Annotated in this window: 13 protein-coding genes; 6 read left to right on the top strand and 7 right to left on the bottom strand. The window is 46.3% G+C overall.

What is annotated here, in order from left to right; all coding sequences use genetic code 11:
• Position 1 precedes the first annotated feature (1 nt).
• Complete coding sequence (locus tag MSED_RS02415) at positions 2 to 2,104, bottom strand: AAA family ATPase (protein WP_048060240.1); 2,103 nt, start codon at positions 2,102 to 2,104, stop codon at positions 2 to 4.
• 473 nt (positions 2,105 to 2,577) lie between these two features.
• On the opposite strand from MSED_RS02415, the gene MSED_RS02410 reads away from it, so the two are divergent.
• Entirely contained in the window at positions 2,578 to 4,437 is a 1,860-nt protein-coding gene (locus MSED_RS02410) for a 4Fe-4S binding protein (RefSeq protein WP_012020434.1), read from the top strand.
• Positions 4,438 to 4,446: 9 nt separating this feature from the next.
• Positions 4,447 to 5,427 (top strand): CBS domain-containing protein, encoded by a 981-nt coding sequence (locus MSED_RS02405; RefSeq protein WP_012020433.1) that lies wholly within the window; start codon positions 4,447 to 4,449, stop codon positions 5,425 to 5,427.
• 15 nt (positions 5,428 to 5,442) lie between these two features.
• On the opposite strand, the gene MSED_RS02400 is transcribed toward MSED_RS02405, so the two are convergent.
• Positions 5,443 to 6,522 carry an MFS transporter gene (locus MSED_RS02400; RefSeq protein ID WP_012020432.1) on the bottom strand — a complete coding sequence of 360 codons (1,080 nt, stop codon included), beginning with the start codon at positions 6,520 to 6,522 and terminating at the stop codon, positions 5,443 to 5,445.
• A gap of 244 nt (positions 6,523 to 6,766) precedes the next feature.
• Between MSED_RS02400 and MSED_RS02395 the strand changes: the two genes are divergently transcribed.
• Positions 6,767 to 7,093 (top strand): ribbon-helix-helix domain-containing protein, encoded by a 327-nt coding sequence (locus MSED_RS02395; RefSeq protein WP_012020431.1) that lies wholly within the window; start codon positions 6,767 to 6,769, stop codon positions 7,091 to 7,093.
• A 22-nt stretch (positions 7,094 to 7,115) separates the two neighbouring features.
• Here MSED_RS02395 and MSED_RS02390 read toward each other — a convergent pair whose 3' ends face one another.
• From MSED_RS02390 to MSED_RS02380, 3 genes are all read right to left on the bottom strand, one after another.
• Positions 7,116 to 8,084: an acetamidase/formamidase family protein gene (locus tag MSED_RS02390; protein ID WP_012020430.1), complete on the bottom strand. Its 969-nt coding sequence runs from the start codon at positions 8,082 to 8,084 to the stop codon at positions 7,116 to 7,118.
• 40 nt (positions 8,085 to 8,124) lie between these two features.
• On the bottom strand, positions 8,125 to 9,024 hold the full coding sequence (locus tag MSED_RS02385) for an alcohol dehydrogenase catalytic domain-containing protein (RefSeq protein WP_048059976.1): 900 nt from the start codon (positions 9,022 to 9,024) through the stop codon (positions 8,125 to 8,127).
• A 127-nt stretch (positions 9,025 to 9,151) separates the two neighbouring features.
• Positions 9,152 to 10,498, bottom strand: coding sequence for an MFS transporter (locus tag MSED_RS02380; RefSeq protein ID WP_012020428.1), 1,347 nt, complete (start codon positions 10,496 to 10,498; stop codon positions 9,152 to 9,154).
• 184 nt (positions 10,499 to 10,682) lie between these two features.
• On the opposite strand from MSED_RS02380, the gene MSED_RS02375 reads away from it, so the two are divergent.
• Positions 10,683 to 12,020 carry an MFS transporter gene (locus tag MSED_RS02375; RefSeq protein ID WP_048059975.1) on the top strand — a complete coding sequence of 446 codons (1,338 nt, stop codon included), beginning with the start codon at positions 10,683 to 10,685 and terminating at the stop codon, positions 12,018 to 12,020.
• A gap of 3 nt (positions 12,021 to 12,023) precedes the next feature.
• Here the strand turns inward: MSED_RS02375 and MSED_RS02370 are convergent, their stop codons facing one another.
• Positions 12,024 to 13,559: an APC family permease gene (locus tag MSED_RS02370; RefSeq protein ID WP_012020426.1), complete on the bottom strand. Its 1,536-nt coding sequence runs from the start codon at positions 13,557 to 13,559 to the stop codon at positions 12,024 to 12,026.
• Between the two features lie 140 nt (positions 13,560 to 13,699).
• Complete coding sequence (locus MSED_RS02365) at positions 13,700 to 14,359, bottom strand: MFS transporter (protein WP_012020425.1); 660 nt, start codon at positions 14,357 to 14,359, stop codon at positions 13,700 to 13,702.
• Positions 14,360 to 14,536: 177 nt separating this feature from the next.
• Between MSED_RS02365 and MSED_RS12255 the strand changes: the two genes are divergently transcribed.
• Together MSED_RS12255 and MSED_RS11780 are read left to right on the top strand one after the other, a co-directional pair.
• Positions 14,537 to 14,845: a hypothetical protein gene (locus MSED_RS12255; protein WP_048059974.1), complete on the top strand. Its 309-nt coding sequence runs from the start codon at positions 14,537 to 14,539 to the stop codon at positions 14,843 to 14,845.
• A 232-nt stretch (positions 14,846 to 15,077) separates the two neighbouring features.
• Positions 15,078 to 15,323: a hypothetical protein gene (locus MSED_RS11780; protein WP_012020424.1), complete on the top strand. Its 246-nt coding sequence runs from the start codon at positions 15,078 to 15,080 to the stop codon at positions 15,321 to 15,323.
• Positions 15,324 to 15,412: the final 89 nt, after the last annotated feature.

Genomic DNA, 15,412 nt, shown 5'->3' with positions numbered 1-15,412 from the left:
TTCAAGCGTATGTGCCAGTTAACTTCACCCTTTCCATGAATGAATTATAGTAGTTTACCATGGCTTGAGTCACCGTGGGCTTCACCGATTTCAGGGACTCCACAAGGTCCTCGAAGGTTATCTTTGAGGTTTTCCCTTCCTTCACTGACCTCCTGATGGCCAAAAGGACTGCCCTGTTAACAACTCCCTTGATATCGGCTGGGGTAAAACTCTCACTCATCTTAGCCAAGTAGGAGAAATCAATGGATTCGTCAAAGGGATGTTTAGTGACCAGCCTCTGGAACATTATTTTCCTAGTCTCGAAATCGGGTGGAGGGACGTAAACTAACTTCTCAAGTCTTCCAGGCCTGATTAGTGCGGGATCCACTATGTCTGGCCTATTCGTTGCTGCCATAAATATCACTCTCTCCTTCCTAGAGGAAACTCCGTCCATCTCTGTGAGCATTTGGCTCAGTGCCCTGTCCGTCACCTTGTTGGGGTCTGATCCCCTAACAGTGGCAATTGCATCAATCTCGTCAAAGAACACGACTGTTGGTGATGCCTGTCTTGCCCTCTTAAACACCTCCCTTATGGCTCTCTCGGTCTCACCAACCCACATGTTCATGAGTTCAGGTCCGCTCACCGCTATGAAGTTAGCCCCACTCTCGTGTGCCACTGCCTTTGCCAACATGGTCTTACCTGTTCCTGGGGGACCGTAAAGCATTACGCCAGATGGCACTTCTGCTCTCATTTCCTCGTACAACTTGGAATACTTGAGAGGCCACTCCACGACCTCCTTCAACTCCTGTTTCACCTGGTCCAGTCCTATGATGTCCTCCCACGTTACGTTTGGAATTTCTACCCTAAACTCCCTCAAGGCTGACGGCTCCACAATCTTCATGGCGTTTTGAAAGTCTGCCATTGTTACCTTAACCTCCTCTGGATTCTGGGTCCTGCGTAGGGCACTCATTGTAGCTTCCCTAACTAGGGCCTCAAGGTCTGCCCCAACAAACCCGTTGGTCATGGAAGCAATGGCCTCTAGGTCCACATCCTCAGCAAGCGGAATCCTTCTGGTATGTATCTTTATGATGTCCAATCGTGCCCTCTTATCGGGGACAGGTATCTCTATCTCCCTGTCGAACCTTCCAGGTCTCCTGAGGGCAGGATCAATGGCGTTTGGCCTGTTTGTTGCCCCCAAAACCAGCAGTCCCCCACTTGAGGACACTCCGTCCATGAGGGTAAGCAATTGGGCCACAATTCTCTTGTCAGCCTCGCCGTTAGTTACATCCCTATTGGGGGCAATGGCATCAATTTCGTCTATGAATATCATTGATGGGGCGGATTTCTCTGCCTGTTCGAATATCTCCCTCAGTCTTTTCTCACTTTCTCCGTAGTACTTGGAGCCTATTTCAGGTCCACTGATGAAGAAGAAGTTTGCCATAACGGAGTTAGCTAGGGCCTTAGCTATCAAGGTCTTTCCTGTACCCGGTGGACCATATAGGAGTACCCCCTTGGGAGGGCGGAAGCCAAAGAGTCTCGGAACCTCGGGCTTTACCAATGCTATATCTATGATTTCCTTGAGCGACATAATTTGATCAGTTAGACCTCCTACGTCCTCCAATGATACTAGCGGTATGTTCTTTTGGGTTTGCTTGATTATTTCGCCAGTTATTTCAATTTCTGTCTCCCCGACTATCATGCCAACCTCGGCCCTAGGTTCAAAGGAAACCACGGCAAACTCTCCTTGCTTAGTACTTAGGGGCATGCCCCTCGACACGGGAATGCTTCTCAGTTCTAGGTTGAGCCTCTTGGTGTCAAAGGTCTTTTGTGATGAGGGGGCTAAAACAAGGGAGTTTAGGGCAACTGGGTCAATTTTCCTAACAACCACTTTCTCTCCGTTCCTGATCCCGAGATATCTCATTACTTCCTCATGGACTGATATACCCCCTGTACTCTCCCTATCCTCTTGCACAAGGAGAGGGTAAATCCTATTGGTTACGAGAATTACGGTCTCGCCATAGGAGACGCCCTTAGACCTCATAAGCTCCGGATCTAGGAGACAGGTATTCCTATTCTTTACCTTTCTAGTCCCGTTGAAGACCTTGGCGAAGAACTCGTTAGTCATCACTATCAAATAATGTAATACCCCTTGGGATAAAAACTTTCATAAGAAAATCCAACGCATTTGAAGCTCCAATTTTGAAGAAGACTTCACGATGAATTGGAAGCCCGTCTGGTTAGACAATTGGATTGAAAGAGGCAGAGGATGAGACTGGATCCGGAGTTAATCCATTAAAATATGAATCTAAAATCAGGCATTAAGGTTAACATCTAACTCTATTCTACGGTATTTAATGAAAAGAGTACATTGATTTCCTTATCTATTACTTAAAAAACTAACTTCTGTTCATGAGTTATTCATAATTATAATTACATTATTATAGCAAAGACACTATAAAGTTTAAATAATTTATTATCAAACTTCATGTAAGTTAACAAATCTTAGAAATCTTTATAAATGATGCCTTATCTAGAGAAAGAGAGGTTGTACACAAAAATGGTTAGTCATGTTAAATTATGTATAAATGTGGTGAGACCATGGAGAAGTTAGAGTACAAGGTTACTGGAAAGGTTAGAAATTATGAAAGGAGATTCAATTTTTATGTGGCACTCTCAACCGTGGGAACAGGAGCATTTACTGGAATTGCGGTATTACTTAAGCAGGTTTTGATGATAGAGACCGGTATATTACTTTTCACTACGGCTCTCACAATCCTGGCCGTTAATCTTGTGCTGGATCTAACTGTGAAGTCCCATTCCAATACCTGGGTCTTTGCTTCTCCTCCTAGAGAGATAGTGAAGAAAGCTGACAGAGTGGGAAAGGAGATCTGTGAACATCGCCCTTCCCTATTAGAGGGGAATAACCCAGTGTCCAGGTTGGTTTCTAAGCTGTTTAAGAAGAGCTGGGCACACTTCGCAATCATTCTTCCAAGTTTCATAATATTCTACGTAGTCATGGTTGTGGGTTTAGTGGGGTATCAGAAGCTTGGTCCTGCAGGGATATCCTTGGTGAATTTTGCCTCAGACATTAGCTGGTTGTTCTGGTTTCCCTTACTCTGGTTGTTGACCTGGCTAGCTAACGGCAGAGCGTGGTGCCAGACCTGCCCCTTTAGCGGTCAGGCAGAGTGGGTCCACAGATTGCATCCCTGGAAAAAGATGAGCAAGAAGCTGGGGCTAAACCTCAGGTGGCCCATAAAGTACAGCACCATCTTCTATTCTGCTGTGGGCTTCTCGGTCCTAACCTGGATGGAGGAGTTTTACGGAATTGGAGGTCCTGGAATTCCGGAACTGACCTCAGTGGTGTTGATATACATTGGTGCCCTGGAGCTCTTCATTAGCCTGCTCTTCCAGGACAGGACCTTCTGCAGGACAATTTGTCCCCTAAGTGCCCCTTTGGCCATAACCACGACAATCTCTCCACTTGGAACCTTCAGGGCGAAGAATCCTGAGGTATGTAAGTCCTGTACCACTAAGGATTGCATGAAGGGGAACGATAAGTTCCACGGTTGTCCTTGGTTCGCCTCCCCAGGAAGTAAGGAGAACTCACCCATGTGCGGGCTAGCCTCGGACTGCTACAAGGCATGCCCCCACGACAACATTGACTGGCAGGTTAAGAGGTTCCCATGGTTGAGCGATCTCGCCGGAGGCAAGAAGAGGTTTGATATAGCCCTCTCAGTGACTCTCCTAACTGGGGTTGTCCTCTTTCAGTTCCTTAATGCACTGCCCTTCTACTCCATGGTGGATACCTGGCTGAGCAAAGTGACAGGATGGGTTAATTTCGCTCAGCTACTAGTTCCTGGACTGTCCAAGTTTGGCTATTCGACTCATGGCTATCCAAACCCCCTGGATTACTTTGCCATCAACATGATACCTATCCTTGTGGTCCTGGCTGCAGCCAAGTTTGAGGAAAGGAGGGGAGTACCCCTGAAGTGGGGATTCACGTCTATATCTTATGCGCTGATACCCATCTTCGCTGCATCGTTACTGGTGAGAAACCTACCCAAGTTTCTAGGCGGATCTCCGTTGATCCTCAACGAGATCCTTGACCCCACTGGGGCCGGTATGCACAACAGTGAGATCTACTCAACCTTCTGGGGAAGCCTGCTTCACTCCCTGGGTCACGATCCGCTCAACGCCACGGCTGCCTGGTGGGTTCTCCTTGTGATGGAAGCTGTAATGGCCTTCGGCATCTACCTAGGATTGAGGGCTTCAAACATGCTGGCTGAGACTGACGGAGTGGGCAAGTGGACATACTATGCCGTAGTTCTGGGGTTTGGGCTAACCTTCATGCTAGTGACCTACTGGATGTCTTCCCCTGCCTCTCCCACAGCGCCCTTCTACAACCAGTATCTCGGAAACCTACTCTACAACCCACTTCAGGCTACTCCGCCGTTCTGAGGTGATAACATGGATCCCATAGTTCTGATAGACGTGGATAGATGCGTAGGATGCTACATGTGCCAGAGGGCCTGTGCCCTGGCTCAGTGCATAGAGATCAACGAGGTGACTAGATTTGCGGAGGTTGTTAGGCCCGAGGATTGTACCGGTTGCATGGCCTGCGAAAGGGCATGTCCATACGACTGCATAGTTGTGGTAAGCGACGAGTCACAGGTCCCCTTGAGGGCAAAGATCACCCTTTCCAGGGTAAGGAGATATGCCACGAAGAGACTGGTGTTGGGTGATCCAAGGTGGAGCGTGAGAAGGGGAGCCGAGGAGATGACTAAGGAAGGTGTGGGATCTCTCCTGCTGATGAACGGAACCAAGATCGTTACTGAGACCGACGTACTGGAGGCTTGGATAGGTGGCAGAGAGGAGGAGCCACTAATCAACTTCTCCAAGGACGCAATAACCATTGAGGGAAAGGCTACGGTTGAGGAAGCCCTCAGGATCATGCTTGAGAAGTGTATTAGTCATTTGCCTGTCATAGAGAGAGGGAAATTATCAGGCATGATATCCCTCAGGGATGTGTTGAGGGCTTCTTCCGTGACCTCTCCAATACTTGACGAGAGTATTCTTCCCATAAATCCTAGGGAGAAAATTGAGAAATACGCGATTCAGGTTCCTGTCGTAGGGAAGGTAACTAACAGGGAGCTATACTCTATCCTTAAGGAGAGGAAACTTAAGGCTACCGTAGTGAGAGAGGGTGAGAAGGTAGGTTTGATCTCAATAAGGGATCTAACCAAGGCCATGGCTAAGGGTAAAAGTCTAGATGATTTGATAGATCCTAGATGGATAAATCCTGTATCCTCAGAGGAGCAGATTTCTAAGGCAATAGCAATAATGATGGAGCATAACCTAAGGCATCTGCCAGTGTTCCAGGGGGCAGAACTGAAGATGCTCAGCGTAAAGGAGATAGCCAAGCACGCAGTGTGGATCAAAGTGACATGACCTTCATAGACTTTTTCACTCTACCTTTTCTATCCTAGTTTCTTCTAAAAATGGTATGATAAGACTTAGGACCATAAGGGAAAGGGAAATCATTAGGAGCACCTCTTTCAACTCGTATCTCAGAAGTGGATAAGAGAACGTACCTATGGCTCCTCCTAACCTTCCCATAAAAAAGAGGAATCCATTGAAGGTTCCTCTATCGGTGGCGCTTCTAAGTTCTCCCACGTACAAGAACGAGAATCCGAAGGCTAAACACGAGAAGAACCAGACTAAGGCAATTGCACTGAACAAGCCGGTGACGGAATATGTAACAAGGAACACCCCTATTAGTAAGTAGGAAAGGAAAAGAATGTGCTTTCTCCTGAGTGCCGAGATAGTCAGGACTGAACCTATCGCGAAAAGTGTCCAATTGATTAACTGAGTTCCCATGGAGTATCCAGGTACATAAACAGCAAACGATGCTAAGACCATGGTGAGGACTAGTTGACTTAACCCGGTGACCAAGGTTGCTATACTTGAGGCTTTATTAACTGTAAACTTCGAGGCGTTATTAATCCTGGACGAATTGAGCCAAACTTCGCTTTCCCTAATCCACCTGTGGAGGGCCACGGCAATAAGCGGTGGAACCGCTCCTAGCAACAACGCAATCCTCCAGGGATATACGAAAAAGGGTATTATTGTCGCACTGAGTGCTCCTATGGCCCAAGAGGCGAAGATAAGACCTACCCATTTTTTCGAAATCTCCGTTAGAAGGGTGGTTGAGGACGGAATTTCACCTCCAATTCCTAGACCTACCAACAACCTTCCAAGAACAAGTGAGCCGTAATCCTGTGCAGTGGCACTAATTAGAGCCCCTATAATGAAAAGGATTAACGAGATGAGGTAGCTCTTTCTCCTACCCATGATGTCACACACTAACCCAAGGATAATTGCCCCTACAATTGATCCTAGAAAAGAAGTTGAAACTAAGAGTCCAGTCTCGAGCCGTGTAGGTTTAAAGACCTTAAGTACTTCTCCCAGTACTCCTGCAATAATCAGGAGATCAAATCCGTCTGTGTAACCACCCATTGCCAGTGCCAGGAGTGTCCTTTTCATCGGGCGTGATAGGATCAATAACTTAAATAATCAACGAAAAATGCAAAAATTGCACATATCTAAAAAGGACTCAGGGCACCATAATGTCAATTATCTCTAAGCACGTTCACGACTCAGACAAGGCAATCTCCTGTCCCCGTCCTGCTTCTCAAAATCTCGAGGAATCTCTCTTTTCTAAAAAGTTAAACATTCACCCGCAAAATTTAACTAAAATTTATTATCCCGTGGACGGTATATTATCTAAATGAAAGTAATATCCTTCAAACTAGAAAGAAACAAAGCCGAGGAGGCTCGGAAAATTCTTAGGGGGCAGAAGACCACGCTGTCCTCCCAGATAAGAAAATATGTGGAGAGAGTAATTGATCAAAACCTTCCAGTTTCCGCTGAACTTGAGGGAGACAGGCTTGTGATCATTACAGTTAAGGTCCCAGATGAACTGTATCAAAAAATATCGAGATTCGTTGAGGAGAAGCGTGTAAAGAGAAGTGCCCTACTGAGAACTGCAGTCTATATGTTTGTTGAAGAGAATAAGAGGGCCAAAAATGATCTTACCCCCCTCAATACCACATGAGGCAATGTGATCTATACTAGGGCTATCTGATTAACCTCAATTTAGGCCTTATCTCCTCAGGGAATATGTCCTTAGGCAGGTATGCCGTCACTATCCAGTTCGGAACGTCGACCACTTGGCTTACCTTAAGGTCTACAACGGCGCTAGCGAGCATGTAAGCCTCTACAGGGGTCATGTGAGAGGAGAGAATGCCAATGATCCCCTTAATTGCCTTCTTAGCCGCTTCCCATAAGTTGGGATCTATTCCAGGGTATGCCAGGTATTCCTTGAAGTCGCCTTCCTTGACTGCAGGGGTCTCAAAGAGGGGTTGAGTAATCCCAGCGTTCTTGTGCAAGGTGACCTTAATTGTCACGTCCATAGGAGCCTCTATTGCAGTCCCGCATACCTCTCCGTCTCCTTGTGCCACGTGTGTGTCCCCAAGGGATAGGAGACCCCCACTCACAAACACGGGGAGATAAAGCTTCGTACCCTTGGTCAGGTGTTTAATGTCCATGTTTCCACCGTTCTCCCTTGGAGGTATTGTGCTGAATTTACCAGGTGTAGGAAGGGCAGTACCTATAACCCCGGGGAAGGGTCTTGATGGAACCCTTACCTCTATGTCACCGAACTTAGCAATTGCCTCCCTTTCCACCTTCCATATTTTCAGGGCTGGACCTGCTAGGTCAATCGGGGTGGTGTAGGGTTCATTGGCCAGGAATCCGAAGCCTGGCAGAACCCCTGTCCATCCCCATCCCTTCGTCGCAAAATCCAGGAACTCTATCTCAAGTGCGTCCCCCGGTTCTGCTCCCTCAATCTCAACAGGTCCTGTAAGCGGGTGAATCCTTGAGAAATCTAGCTTCAGTAGGTCGGAAGGGGAAGATGAAGGAGTCACCTGACCATCTGATGCCTCTCTGGACTCGACCGTTATCACGTCTCCAGACTTGATGGTTAGGACAGGAGACAAGGAGTTGTCCCACTTATTGTGAATTTTACTTGAATGAATTGTGTACATGTTATTACATACACAGGTTAGGAAATTAAGGATTTAGGCCCTAGATCATGAGAACCGCCTTAACCACTTTACGGTTTAGAACGTCTTGAAAGGCCCTTTCGTATTCCGAGAATGGATATGTGGTAACTATTCTCCTTAAATCGAGCTCCTTGATAAGGTGCATTGCCTTATCCCAGAGATAGAAAGGACCACATCTGCTCCCTATTAACTGTACCTCATTGACTACGGCGTGGGTTACGTCCAAGGAAACTTCTAGACCGTGGGTTGACTTAAGGGCTATCTTTCCCATGTGTCTCACATATCTCATTGCTTCCCCAAGGGCCTTGCTACCCGTGGCCTCAACAACCACATCGTACTTGGTTGAAGATCTAGTCGTAGGAATCCCGAGATTCTCAGCAACTCTCATCCTCTCCGGGTTATGTCCGTTCAATTCCACGTCGAAACCGTAGTGCTCAAGGACCGCTGCAGATATTATGCCCACGGGACCGTCCCCCAGGACAAGAACCCTGTCGGAAGGTGAAGGATGAATAAGTTCCACCATTCTCAGAACGGCAGCAGCAGGTTCCGTCAAGGAAAGTTCCTCAGGTCTAAGACCCACCCTGTCCTCGTGGAGTAGATATCCAGGCAGATCCATGTATTCCCTCATGGCCCCATCCACATCAATTCCCAAGGCCTTCCTATTCTCGCAATGGGTATACATCCCCCTTCTGCAGTATTTACAAGTCCAATCAACTAAGTTGATCTCCGAGGTGTAGAGAGCCCCATCCCTCTCCACCGCAAATTCATGGCCCAGCACTAGTGGATCTTTCCTAGGAGGATAGCTTCCCTTAACCATTGCAACGTCCGTACCGCACACTCCCACAGATCTTACCTTGAATTCTCCCTTTGTTTCCATCTCCTCCATGGATAATTTCCCTTTCCTTAAAACTAAGGCCCTCATGTCTGAAATGAGATGTCACAGTTAACATAAAAGTTGGTAGGTCTTATCGAGGGCGTAATCAAGCTGAGACGTGAATATAAAACCTTTCAACTAACAACTGATTTATCAGTTCATGAAATAAAAAAGATTAGTGGGACAATTCTTCCAATTCAATCCTGGATGCTCTTGGACCTAGGACTCCAACATCTAGAGCAACTATCAAAGCCATCACAAACACCACTGTGTACATGCCGACGGCGCCATACTTGGCCAGAACCAGAGGCAACACGCTGAGCCACACATAGTTACCCAGCCTACTAAGGGAGTATTGTACTCCGTCAGCGAAGGCCCTCATTCTAGTGGGGTAAAGTTCAGCTCCGTATTGATGGAATGCATTGGAGAATATGTTTGAAAGGAACCCAAACAGGAACCCAGTTGCCACCACTTCCACTGGCGTGATAGCGAACCCAAAGGCCAACCCTGTTATCCCCATGAGTAGCATCACTATACTCACTTGCCATTTCCGGTCAAATCTTTGACTATCAATGATGAAGACTGAGGCAAGAGAACTAAGGAAATAGGACGTGTATATCAACATGGAGTACTCTAACGTATGAACTAGTGTGAAACCCTTGCTGGCGAGAACAGATGGAGCCAGTGAGGCGAAACCGTAGTAGACCCCGGCCTGAAGGAACTCGAAGATCCATAACATTACCGTCCTTTTCCTATACTCGTTGCTGAAAAGTTCACTTATTCTCACCCTTTGGGACGTGATTACCTGAACCTGTAAAGGCTCCTCCAATGACCCCTTCTCCCTCATTGCTATACTCTCCATGTTACTGACTATCTTGTCGGCCTCGTCAACTCTTCCCTTGGACTCTAGCCATCTTGGGGACTCTGGAATAAGGAACCTGAAGGGTATTATGGTGAATATCCCCAGGCCTCCTATAATGAATAACCATTTCCATCCAGGAATAAGGTATACATGGGGAATAAGGAGATATGCTAGAATCGCCACCACTATGGGAGCTGTCCAGGACGCGGTATACGCTATGGCAAGGGCTCTCCCCCGAATCCTCGAAGGAAAGAACTCCGTGATTAAAACGTCTAGGACAATGAGGGCCTCCGGACCTACTCCTAGGCCTGTAATGAACCTTAAGGTACCCAGCACCTGTATGCTGGGTGAAAACGGGGTTAGCAATAGACCAATACCTGCAATGACCATGTTCAGGATTAGCGATGTTCTTCTGCCGAGTGCATCTCCCACATATGTGAAGATTATAGCTCCCAGAAATGCGCCTAGGAAGAACACGGCAATGTTGTAGTATATTGCCACCGCCGTGGATACCTTATAAAATGCAGAGATAGGGGCAACCACGAAACCCCCCACGAATAGGTCGTATAGCTCAAAGAACTCCCCTAGACTTAACAACACCAGCAACCTGGTGTGGAATGAGGTCCAGGGAAGCCTTTCTATTCTTCCTGCAACAGTCATGAGTAACAATTGAATGTTTAGATAATATCTTTTGCTTATACATCCTTTAACTCCTACTTATTCAGCATTACAATAAAACATTAATCAGGTGTCATTTTTCCTGATAAAATGAAAATAAACTTCATTATATTCGACTTGAATTGAAAGAAAATTCTATTAACCTATGATATTATGGACAGATGCCATGGAACCTGAAAGATTTGGAGTTGATTCTGTAAAGGCGGTCTCATCCCAGTTTGTGGGATTCCTTCTCGACTCCTACGATCTAACAATGATTTTGAGTATAGCTCCCATCTTAGCCAAGGTTCTTCTACCTCCCGAGTCCCCCCTGCTTGCTACCTTTAACATAATTCTGAGTTACTCCTTAACAATCATCTTTAGACCTCTTGGCTCAGCCATATTTGGAAACCTTGGCGATAAGATTGGGAGGAGAGCTGACCTAATCATCACAGTCCTTGGCCTAGGCTTGGTAAGTGCACTCACTGCTGCCCTTCCCACATACTCGGAGGTGGGAATACTCTCCTTCGTTCTTTTTGTTCTCCTCAGGGTACTGGTTGGGATTTTCGCTGGCGGCGAGTACTCCGCGGGCCATCCCTTTGCCATGGAGTGGACCCCTTTCAAGTGGAGAGGTTTGATAAGCGGATTTGTACAGGGAGGTTTTTCCTTTGGAGCTGCCCTGGCAGCTGTAGTTGAGGGAGCCTTCGTGGGAATATACGGGTTAAAGGGAGTGGAGGACTTCGCATGGAGATATGTTTTCCTTACTGCTCTAGCACCCGCGGTCATCGCCCTAGCTGTGAGGCTATCAATGAAGGAGACTCCGGTGTTTCAGGACGTGAAGAACAGGAACATGGTCAGGAAAAGTCCGCTCACAGATCTGTTTAGAAAGCCCTACAGGAGGGACTTCTTTCAGGTTATGGTGTATATGACTGGTATGTTCTTTTACGCCTATTCCCTATTTGCCTTCGTGCCAGCGATTCTTGAACACGCTCCCTCGGTGTTCTCCCTTCAAGAGGCTGAGAGCATCTACTCCTACGGTACTTATGCAGCCTTTGCAGGTGCAGTGACGTTTGGGGCCCTTTCCCAGTACCTAGGGAGGAGAAGATTGACACTGATTTGGGTCTTCATTACCTTAATTCTCTCTGTCCCTGTATACTATCTTCTCTTTACCTCCGCGAAGTCAGGTAATGTGGTCGGAGCATCCTTAGCTTCCGTGTTGATAGGAATAATAACTCAGGCTCCCTGGGGAGTAATACCCATCTATCTCTCTGAGAGATTCAAGGCCTCAATGAGAGCTTCAGGTGTAGGTTTTGGGTATTCATCTGGAATATTTGTGGGAGGTTGGTTTAGCATATACGTGGAACTTATGCACGAATACCTATTCAAGGGAATTGACACTCCAGAGAACGTTTGGTTCTCTACAGCAGCTTTGCTAATCCTAGGTGCAATATTTGTGGGGATAGGACAATACCTGGGTCCAGAAACCCTGGGAACGAGACTAACCGAAGAACCCCAAAAGGTATAAAAATTATTGATTTTCTATTTCTTGTTCTGTTGGGATTTTTATGTCTCTCTTCGCTGATATTATACCCCATGGGAAAAACACTGCAACCGAGATTACGGCGACAAGTGCAGATGCTAGGTAGAAGTTGATCAGGGAGAGTGCTCCATCACTTCCTATGTAGGTCATGAGGGTAATGAAAGCTATATAGGCAATGTACCATAGAGAGTTGAAGACGTTTTCAAAAGCCCTGTATACAGCACCGAATATCCCAACAGCTATGGCTATTATGATAACCGAGTAAGGCACCGATGGCCAGCCACTCCAGAAGGCAATGAGAGATGAGAACACGAAGGCTAGAGCTGCTATCACTGGTCCCCCCTTGAGTTTATACTCGTATTTCTTCCTCATGGCCATCATAGCCACTGGGTTCACTGCAAATCCTAGATAACCAGCAACAACGGCATCGCTAATCAGGCTGTATATTGTGGGTATTGGGGATGTCAGGAAAGTTATCACTGCGCCCACGATCCCGAACACGAGGAGAGCCCAAACGGGGATTGAGTAGGTGCTGTGTAACTGCTTCATAAGTTTAGTGACTATTCCTGTCCTCCCCATGGCAAACAGAACCCTTGTCCCAGCCCCAAGGTAGATGTAACCTGTCACGAATGGCCCAATCAGTGCCACGATGAGAGCCAGTATCAGAAGAGCTGAATTGCTCTGCGATAGGTCCACGAATGGGTTTCCTGGAAGGGCTGAGGTTACCCCTGTCCAGTTTCCTGGAGATAGGGCAACTTTACTCCAGTTTATTCCCCCAACGAATGCGATAGCAAATAATACGTAGATCAAGGTTTGTCCAATCACGGTTAGAATTATGGCAGACGAGAGCCTTCTCCTATCCCTGGCCTCCTCTGCATAATCTGGTATTACTCTTATTCCTCCGAAGGCAAACATGGCGAGAGGTATTGCCGTGAACATTCCCGCTAGTCCAAATGGCGCTAGACCGCCGTAACTCACGAAGTTCTTGGCAGAGAAAAACACTCCCATAACGCCTAGCGCGAGGGCTACGTACAATACTAGTTTAACCGTTCCGAAGGATGTGGTTGACCTTCCAAAAGCCTTGACGCCGAAATAGTTGAACGGAATGAAGAGGATAAGGAGGATAACTCCAACAAGCCCTCCGAGGAGGGTTGGAGTCCCGGCAGGGGTAAGCAAGGAAGGGAAAAAGAAAGTAAGTCCCTCAACCACGGCCAGGGCCTCTATGGGTGGAATGAAAAGGTACCACACTAGATCCGCCATTGCATTAATCAGATTGGTAAGTTTCCCATGTGAATACAGACTATACCTGGATGGACCACCAGCCTCAGGCAGGTTCATTGAAATTTCGCTATAAGTAAGTCCGATAAAAAGGTAGAATACTCCCCCTAGTATCCACGAAATAACTGCTGAAGGACCTGCGTCTGCAGTCATTCCTGCAGTACTGAAAAGTGCACCAGTTCCTACAGCCCCGGCTATTCCGAGGATAATTAGATCCAGATAGCTGAGTTCTTTTTTAAGAGGCATACGTGCTCTAATAATAAAATCATAATATAAGCTTTTTTCATTAAAAGGAATTATTTTTAGCTATTTCTCGTGAAAACAACCAATTGAGATAAAAACTAGAAGGTTTTCAAGGGAAAAAACTAAATAATATTTAAGAAAATTTAGGTTCCTGCCTCGGCCTCATTGACGCTCTCTAGGCTCCGTCCAATGGTGTTGGGCAGAACCTTAATCAGTATTAACCCCATGATTACCATCGGAACCTGGAACAGAACCCAAGTCTGAACGTTGCCTAGAACTGGTATGAAGTCGAATATAATCGCCGTTGATATTGCAGCACCGAGATGGGCGAATCCGTCGGAAAAGGCGAATGACGTTGCCCTGGCGTAAGTCGGGACGTTTTCTGTCCCATTTAAGTAGTTGAGCTGGTTTGACCATCCAACGCCTATGAAATTGGCGAGCACAAGTCCTAGGAAGGTTAAGGGAATATCCCTAGCTATTGCCCCAACCACGGCAATTAGGACCCCTAGTAACATGCCTACGAAATAGGAGAAGGTGACCAGAACGGCCCTTCTCACCCTTTCCACCACAAACCTAAGACCTATTGACCCTAGGAAAGTCGCAATCCCAGCAAGTCCAAACAGGAACGTTATCTCGTTACCCAAGGCTCCGGAGTAGTGAAGGAAAGAGGATGTCCATAGGGGATACTCGGTGAGATAGGGATACTCCCCGAAGTAGAAGAAGAAGATCGATAGCATCACCGCTATTACTCTAACTCTGTACACGGGATTCTTGAAAACCGCGAATGGATCAACTTTTCTCACCTTAATATCTTAATACACCGTTTACTGTTGAAGTGTTACTCATTAAACTGGGTTTGACGTGGAGTATAAATATGCCTTTTCCCAAATTGTAAAAACTAAATCGTATACAACGTGAGTTTCTAAACCTGACAAGATTTGGGTAAAAGTATTATAATGTTGAATAACCCTGTTAAAGTAATGAAGGCTCTAGGCGTTTCTCAAATAGCCGTCATAGCAATAACAGTAATAGTTCTAGTTATGGGCGGAGCGTTCATGGGAATGGCCCTGACCCACATGTCCTCCCACGCTAAGACTCAATCATCAAGCAGCACTACAATGACATCTTCGAGCGGTTCATCTGGAACTTCGTCAACGGGATCATCTAGCGGTTCATCTTCATCAGGTAGTTCCTCTAACAGTAGTTCATCAGGTAGTTCCTCAAGCGGTTCATCTTCGTCAGGTAGTTCGAGTTCCTCTGGTTCCTCAGGAGGATATAGCTGGGGTTAACATAGCTAAGTTAAAAATTTTTAATTTTATTCTATATTTTTGATTTTATTTCTCAAGGCTTAGAAAAGTAAAATCTCTATAACGGAGCCAGGCATAGATGAACAGTAAGAGATGTCTGCCGGTAAACCATTTCAAGCTTAGAAAGCGCTAGTCTCAGCCTTTTTAGTCGAGAATAAAGATAAATTAGCCAATCTATTTCCAGGAAAGGTAAAAACAAAAGGCAGTAAGAAGGTTGAAAGGAGTTGACTGGATCATTGCCATAATGCCTGCAACTCTCCTGAACCAGGTGGGTCAAGTAATTGGCGATAAAATTGATGTCTATACTAACTTAGCCCTTCTCCTTCACTCCTATCAACACAATGACCCCGACTCACAGGATATTCTATGTCCTTGTTTAACCGAGGGGTCAGCAAAATATGATATAATTATTCTTCTTAGGGTCGTAAATGAGTTATTAAAGGAAAAGGGATTTTCTTGACGTAGTGTTAAAATTCAGGGGTCTAGTTACAGTACAAAGTCCTATGTTAGCCTTGTACGTTCTCTATCTCGTATGACCCATTCGCCATG

The organism is Metallosphaera sedula DSM 5348 (assembly GCF_000016605.1).
Lineage (GTDB): Archaea > Thermoproteota > Thermoprotei_A > Sulfolobales > Sulfolobaceae > Metallosphaera > Metallosphaera sedula.
The sequence above is the reverse complement of the archived record's forward strand: the minus strand, read 5'-3'. Positions and strand labels throughout refer to the sequence as shown.